This window comes from Micromonospora sp. NPDC052213 (assembly GCF_040679695.1).
GTDB lineage: Bacteria > Actinomycetota > Actinomycetes > Mycobacteriales > Micromonosporaceae > Micromonospora.
In genome coordinates this window covers 1-5,379 of the sequence record NZ_JBFAVI010000274.1, presented here as the reverse complement: position 1 = coordinate 5,379, position 5,379 = coordinate 1, and the positions used below count along the sequence as shown (strand labels likewise).

Annotated in this window: 5 protein-coding genes and 1 pseudogene; 3 read left to right on the top strand and 3 right to left on the bottom strand. The window is 65.5% G+C overall.

Annotated features, from left to right (window positions below; genetic code table 11):
* Positions 1 to 243: 243 nt before the first annotated feature.
* Entirely contained in the window at positions 244 to 639 is a 396-nt protein-coding gene (locus AB0L34_RS32690; protein ID WP_363709403.1) for a hypothetical protein, read from the bottom strand.
* A gap of 31 nt (positions 640 to 670) precedes the next feature.
* On the bottom strand, positions 671 to 2,680 hold the full coding sequence (locus AB0L34_RS32685) for a hypothetical protein (RefSeq protein ID WP_363709401.1): 2,010 nt from the start codon (positions 2,678 to 2,680) through the stop codon (positions 671 to 673).
* 403 nt (positions 2,681 to 3,083) lie between these two features.
* Between AB0L34_RS32685 and AB0L34_RS32680 the strand changes: the two genes are divergently transcribed.
* Together AB0L34_RS32680 and AB0L34_RS32675 are read left to right on the top strand one after the other, a co-directional pair.
* A complete protein-coding gene (locus tag AB0L34_RS32680) occupies positions 3,084 to 3,446 on the top strand; it encodes a site-specific integrase (protein ID WP_363709407.1) in 363 nt (120 codons plus the stop codon).
* Positions 3,328 to 4,035 (top strand): tyrosine-type recombinase/integrase, encoded by a 708-nt coding sequence (locus tag AB0L34_RS32675; RefSeq protein WP_363709405.1) that lies wholly within the window; start codon positions 3,328 to 3,330, stop codon positions 4,033 to 4,035. Before AB0L34_RS32680 ends, AB0L34_RS32675 begins: the two co-directional genes overlap by 119 nt.
* 155 nt (positions 4,036 to 4,190) lie before the next feature.
* Here AB0L34_RS32675 and AB0L34_RS32670 read toward each other — a convergent pair.
* A pseudogene (locus AB0L34_RS32670) lies at positions 4,191 to 4,989 on the bottom strand (IS5 family transposase).
* Positions 4,990 to 5,104: 115 nt separating this feature from the next.
* Here AB0L34_RS32670 and AB0L34_RS32665 point away from each other — a divergent pair.
* A partial coding sequence (locus AB0L34_RS32665) for a transposase (RefSeq protein WP_363709399.1) occupies positions 5,105 to 5,379 on the top strand: 275 nt, incomplete at its 3' end.

The following is a 5,379-nucleotide window of genomic DNA, read 5'->3' as shown; positions in this document are numbered from 1 at the left end:
ACGGCGGCTGCTCACCCCTCCTCACGTTCAGACAGAACGATCCTCACGTCCAACCGGATACGCCCAACATCATTTAGTTAGGAGTTGTAAGTAGCCGATGAGAGGGCGTCGCGGTCGCTGTTGTACCGATGTGAGTTCGCCGAGAAGTGGCCGTGAGCGCCGGCCTGGCCGCACAGGTCTTGCATGGCGACCGTACTTCTCGGCGATGTGCGGGTCCGCTGGCAGACGCTGATTGTCGGCGGGCTACAGGTTGTTGATTCGGGCCAGTAGGTCTGCCTCGGTCAGGTTTTCCAGTGCCGCGTCCTGCTTGCGGGCCAGGACCGCCAGCAGCTTCTCCTTCTCCAGTTTCTTGGCCGCCGCCGCCTTCGCCGCCTGGTCCTCCGTGAGGCGGACGGCGATGACGTGCTTGACGACCTCCAGCTTGGTCTCCAAGGTTGCCTTGGCTGGATTGGCCTCGGTGGCCACGAACGACTCGGTGTCGACGGCCTTGAGCTCGGCGTTGACCGCCTTGGCCACATCATCGAGGCTGAAGCCGGACTTGGCGGTCAGCGGAAGCTCCCACAGCTGTTCCGTGGTCAGCAGTCCCTTGGCCGACGGATAGCGGAACTTCTCCCGTGTGGCCTTCTCGAAAATGGTCACGGTAGCCTCTCTGAAATATCGGGGTAGGGAATCAGAACTGGATGCTGATGAGGCGGCGCCGGCCGCCGGTCATGGTCACCTTGGCGACCACGGAGCTGCGGACCGTGGAGCTGAAGCCGAGGCCGGAAAGCTGATCCGGAGACGGCTCGCACTTGGTGCGGTCGCCGAGAACCTCGAACACCTTGCGGTGCGGTTGCAGGTCGCTGCGGAGGAACTCGTTGTAGATCCCCCGCGTCGGCTGGTCGTTCACGCACCCCTTCAGCATGAAGAAGTAGTGCCGGTTGCCGACCTCGTTGTCGTCGAAGTAGTTCGGCGAGTACATGATGGTGGACACCGGTACGAACTGTTCGGTGGTGATGCCCCACAACTCCTTGCCCGCACTGCCCGGCTGCACGTCCTTACCCGGCCGGAAAGCGGTGATCACCCCGCCGGCAACCGTCATCCGGCCCACCTCGACGGTCTCCTTGTGGCCGACTGCGCGCTCGTGGCTGTAATGCTCAATCTTCCCGTTGCTCTCGGTCTCGATCACGAAGCCGACCTGGGTGCTGTCCCGCTTGCGGTACTGGTTTACCTCGATTCGGTACTCACCGTCGGGGACACGGTCGGTCCAGGTGACGTTCTCCACCGGCTCGCGGGAGAGCGTCCCGCCCGCGTTCATGTCGACGTCCAGCTTGTTGCGCTTCTCCTGGTACCAGATGTGGTCGCCGTTGGGTTCGTACACGTGCAGGTCGAGGTCGTCGTGGTTGAACCAGGACAGGCTCACCCGCAGCTTGCCGGTGACGTTGCCGCCGGCCCGCTTGACCTTCTCCCTGATCGAGTCGGTGACGTTGCCGCCGTACGACCAGCCGAAATCGTTGTCCCACTTGAACAACCGCGGAGCAGTCGGGCGCCGGCCGGTGGTGAGGCTGACGAGGTGCGGCTCGTAGGTGTTGGCGACCCACAGGTCGATGGTGGCGGCGCCGGGCAGGATGTCCTTCATGAAGGAGACCACGGGAATCTCTTCCGGCTTGGCGTCGCGTAGGAGCGCACCTGACGACCGGGTGGTGGCCGCCTGCATGAGCAGCCCTTCGATGCCGTCCTTCATCCGTGTTTGGGTGTCGTTGTCGACCCACAGCACGTTGGTGACCGACACGTCGGACAGCCGGGCGAACCGTCGCTGCAACGACTCCTCGATACCCAGTTCGGCAATGGTCCTCATGGCGGCCTTGACCATGCCCGGGGTGATCAACGCCGTGGGGCGCTGGTAGTTCTGCGGCGCCACCTTCGCCTCGAACGACCGGACCGCCTGCTCCAGGTCGACGCCCGCGGAGAGATCCTGGACGAGGGTGCCGATCACCGTGTTGCGGAACCGGGCCGCCGGGTTCATGGCGTTGGCGAAGACGAAGGCACGTCGGTCGGTCGCCTGGGTCCACCGGTTCTGCAGCGAGCGGAACTCGGTCACCGCCCGGCGATGCTCTGCGCCGCGGTAGAGGGCGTTGTCGTCGACGAGGTCGACGACGGTGTCCAGAGCGTGCCGGGTCAGTTCGGCCAGGCCACGCTGGAAGACCTGCACCGCGGCGTCGAAGTTGCCCTGTGCCGCGCCGACGTCCTCGATGCGATGCCGCTTCTCCACCCGGCCGTGCAGGTGGTGCCACACCTCGACCTGGCCGTCGCGCAGCGTTCGGGTGGTCTTTGTCCCGTACTGCGCCTGAGTGGACCGGAAGATGGTGGACAACGGCAGCGAAAGAACGAACTCGTCCAGAGCGGCGGCGACGACGGAGAAGACCGGGTCGGATGCCGACACCCCGGACCAGACGGTACGGACCCGCCCGTCGTGGATCTCGACGACGTTGCCGAAGTGCTTGATAAAGCCGCGGCAGGTCGAGCAGTCGTACTCGGATCGCTCACGGAACCGCAGATTGGTGCCGGCGGGGAAGGAATCGAGAAAGGTGAGCCAGAGTGAGTCCCGGTCGAGACCGTCGCCGACGGTGTACAACTCACCCCTGGACATCGTGGACAGGCGCGAAGTCACATCCGTCACGAACTGCTGGAAATCGCCCACCGTTTCATCCCCCTTGATCGCCGGAGATCCTACGCAGCGACCGCCAATCGGAAAAACGCGTTTCCGGCTGTCCGCACGGTCACAGACGGGCGCCGGTGGCCGGCGGTCAGCCGACCGGAGCGCGTACGGCGGTGGGGTGCCGGGCCGGCGGTCAGCAGTTTCCGCCAGTTGGCCGGCGGGGCCGTTGAGTAAATCTTGACTCACGCTGTGGTTGCCTTCCCGGGCACCGACAGGCCTGGGTGGTCGAACAACTTCTCAGGCACGCCAGGCTCGCACCGAGGGACCGTGTGAACGCGCGCTCGATCAGGTGCTCGCTCGTGCCGCTTCAGGTGGGCTGGTGTTCATCGCAGGCGGTGACGCACGGTGATGTATGGCTATCTCTTCTGCTTCCGCTTCCCCTGTCGTGCTGGCCGATCAACTCGTTGTGCGCGCCGCGGTGTCGGCCTTTCTCGGCCGTTACCGTGGCCAGACTCGCGTCCACACCGAGTCCGACCTGCGGGTCTTCCTGCGCTGGTGCGCCGAGCACGGCCTTGACCCGCTGGCTGCGGCGCGGGTGGATATCGAGCGGTACGTGCGTTGGCTGCAGGACGTCCGCCGGTACCAGCCCTCGACGGTGTCCCGTCGACTGTCGGTCGTGGTCGGCTTCTATCGGGTCTGCGTCATCGACGCGATCCTGGAGCACTCGCCAGCCGACTACGTCCGTCGCCCACGGTGCCGGCCGAGTCGCCGACCCTCGGACTGGGGCACCTACAGTTCGAGGCTTTGATCACGACCGCCCGACAGTCCTCGAACCCGAACGACTTCGCCCTCGTCGCACTCCTGGGCCTGCTCGGCCTGCGGATCTTCGAAGCCTGCGGGTCGAACATCGCCGACCTCGGCGAGGAACACGGCCACCGGTACTACGCGTACGCGGCAAAGGCGGCAAGGTCGTCCTCGTCCCGCTGCAACCTGCGGTGGCCCGAGCTATCGATCGGGCCATCGACGAGCGCACCGCCGGGCCGATCCTGCGCAACATCCATGGTGTTCGGATGGACCGGCATGCCGCCACCCGCCGGCTCAAGCGCCTCGCCCACACGGCGGGGATCCGGATGCCGAGGATGCACCCGCACATGCTGCGCCACACGTTCGTGACGACCATGCTCGACGCCGGCGTCAGCCTGCGTGACGTGCAGATCGCCGCCCGCCATGCCGATCCGCGAACCACCATGCGCTACGACCGCGCCCGTAAGAACCTCGACCGGCACCCAACTACATCCTCGCTGCCTACCTGGCCTCTGGAACATGATCAGCCGCTCACGGCTCTGTCGAGATCAGTGCATCAGGGGCCGACGGCTCGGGCGAGCGCAGTCGGGTGAGAGGCGAAGAGCTTCCTCTCCCTAAATAGACCAAAAGTGGACGCCAAGAAAACAAGGGCTGCGTCCATGGAAGTGGTGTACGACTTGCCCGTGATGGGCGTGTTGCGTAGATAGGAGACGGCCACCGCGCGATCCTTCGAGACGGCTAACAACTCCTAACTCTTTGAGCGTTGGAGTCTGCGCCAGCAGATGATGGCGCAGGCGAGGGTGAGGAAGGCTTCGTGGATGTCGTCGCGGATCTCCCAGCGGATGCGTAGGCGGCGGAACCAGTGCAGCAGGGTGATGGTCTGTTCGACGACCCACCGTCGGGTGCCGAGTCCGGAGCCGTGGCCGGTGCCGCGGCGGGCGATGACTGGGGTGATGCCCTTGGCCCGAAGCTGGCGGCGGTAGCAGTCGTAGTCGTAGCCGCGGTCGGCGTAGATCCGCTGTGGCCGTTGTCGGGGTCGGCCGCGGATGCCCTTGATCCGGGGATCTTGTCGACCAGGGGCAGCAGTTGGGTGACGTCGTGGCGGTTGCCACCGGTCAGGCTCGCGGCGAGGGGGATGCCGCCCGCGTCGGTGATGACGTGGTGTTTCGAGCCTGGCTTGCGGCGGTCGACTGGGCTCGGACCGGTTTTGGGCCGCCTTTGAGCGCTCGGATGTGGGAGCCGTCGATCACCGCCCGGGACATGTCGAGCTGTCCGCTGGCGCGGAGCTTGCCGAGCAGGATCTCGTGTAGTTGTTGCCAGACGCCGGCGTCGTTCCAGTCCCGCAACCTGCGCCAGCAGGTCATTCCCGACCCGAAGCCCAGTTCCTGGGGCAGGTACTCCCATGGAATCGCGGTGTAGAGCACGAACAGGATCCCGCACAGCACCTTGCGGTCATCGAGGGGCCTGCGGCCGGGGTAGCGGTACCGGCGAGGCGGACGGGGCGGCAGCAGCGGCGCGATCTCGGCCCACAACTCGTCCGAGACGATCCACGGCGGCTGCTCACCCCTCCTCACGTTCAGACAGAACGATCCTCACGTCCCGAGGACACGCCCAACATCATTTAGTTAGGAGTTTTAAGTCAGTGAAGGAGAGTGATGCGCGATGGCCGCATCTGAGAGTGTGAACCCTGTTGACCTGCTGTGCGAGCAGATCGTGGGCGCGTCGCCGGATGTGTTGCAGGCGATGATCAAAGCTTTCGCGCAGGCGGTGATGTCCGCCGAAGCGGACGCGGTCTGCGGTGCCGGGTATGGGCAGCGCAGCGACGAGCGGGTGAACTCGCGTAACGGCTACCGGCCTCGGGAGTGGGACACCCGGGCGGGGACGATCGACCTGGCGATCCCGAAGCTGCGTTCTGGCTCGTATTTTCCGGACTGGTT